Here is a 442-nt window from a genome sequence, read left to right as displayed (position 1 = left end):
ACATGAAGACGCTGTGCGAGCCCTCGATGTTGTCGACGTAGCTCTTGAGCCAGCCGCCGGGCATGTGCTTCACAGCGTCCATGCGGATGCCGTCCACGCCGTGCCCGAGCCAGGTGTTGACCGCGCCTTCCACGTAGTTCGTGACGGCCGGGTTCTCCTGCGCGAGGTCGGCCAGGTTGAACAGGTTCTGGTACTCGACGTCGTACAGGTTGTTGTAGTCCGCGACGCCGCCGTTGTGGTGGAAGTAGCCGTTCGGGTCGTTATCGTAGGTCGCGAGCGTGGTCCCGTTCTGCTTCAGCGCGCCGCCGGCGCCGTAGTTCGGGTTGCTCGTGTCCTCGGGGTTGGAGTCGTTGACCGCCCAGTCCATGATCACCTTGATGCCCTTGGCATGCGCCGCGGCGACCATGGCGTCGAAGTCCGCCCACTGCCCGAAGTGCGGCTC

1 protein-coding gene is annotated in these 442 nt (G+C 64.7%); it reads right to left on the bottom strand.

Annotated features, from left to right (window positions below; translation table 11 throughout):
- On the bottom strand, positions 1-442 hold a 442-nt coding region (locus tag GWK61_RS55270; protein WP_267254621.1), incomplete at both ends, for an alpha-amylase family glycosyl hydrolase.

Source organism: Catenulispora rubra (assembly GCF_015356825.1).
In the GTDB taxonomy this organism is placed as follows: Bacteria; Actinomycetota; Actinomycetes; order Streptomycetales; family Catenulisporaceae; genus Catenulispora; species Catenulispora rubra.
Note: the sequence above shows the minus strand (reverse complement) of the source record. Positions and strands in the feature narration are given on the sequence as shown.